General features: G+C 42.8%; 1 protein-coding gene. It reads right to left on the bottom strand.

Going from position 1 to position 561, the window contains the following annotated elements; all coding sequences use genetic code 11:
* Nucleotides 1–83: 83 nt before the first annotated feature.
* Nucleotides 84–476: a RidA family protein gene (locus AB4517_RS22325; protein ID WP_017065166.1), complete on the bottom strand. Its 393-nt coding sequence runs from the start codon at nt 474–476 to the stop codon at nt 84–86.
* Nucleotides 477–561 lie beyond the last annotated feature (85 nt).

Raw genomic sequence — 561 nt, 5'->3', positions numbered from 1 at the left:
GTAGGGTGAGAGTATTAAAGGATAATAACAGGGATGACTAACCCCTAATACTCTCTAAGTAGGTAATTGTGATTAGGTTATTACTAAACGCGATCCGCGCGGTAGCAAGTCACATCTACTTCAACCTTCACGTCTACAACTAGGTCGCAAACCATGCAGATACGAGCCGGTGGGTTAGCACCGAAGAACTCTTTGAATACCTTATTAAAAGATTGGAAGTAACGAGAATCCGTTAGCACAACCTTTACGTGCATTACGTCTTCTAGGCCGTAGCCCGCTTCAGTCATGATATCGACACAGTTTTGGATCGCTAGGCGAGACTGGTCAACAATGCCACCCTCTACCACTTCACCATCTGTCATCGGTGTCTGGCCAGAAACGTATAGGAAACCACCCGCTTCAGTTGCGCGTGCAAATGGTAAATGTTGTCCGCCTGTACCTGTACCGCCTTCAACACCGTAACGTTTAATAGTCATTTTTTAACTCCACTTCTTTATAGATAATATTGGTTCTGTTCCAATATATTTAAATTAATTCGTCGTTTTCTTATTACTGTATATC

The sequence above is a fragment of the Vibrio sp. 10N.222.52.C3 genome, assembly GCF_041474195.1.
Classification (GTDB): domain Bacteria; phylum Pseudomonadota; class Gammaproteobacteria; order Enterobacterales; family Vibrionaceae; genus Vibrio; species Vibrio crassostreae_C.
This window is presented reverse-complemented; position numbering and strand designations above follow the sequence as displayed.

What these genes read in the sequence shown, in the direction of transcription:
- AB4517_RS22325 (WP_017065166.1), bottom strand. Translation starts at nt 476, where the DNA reads ATGACTATTAAACGTTACGGTGTTGAAGGCGGTACAGGTACAGGCGGA.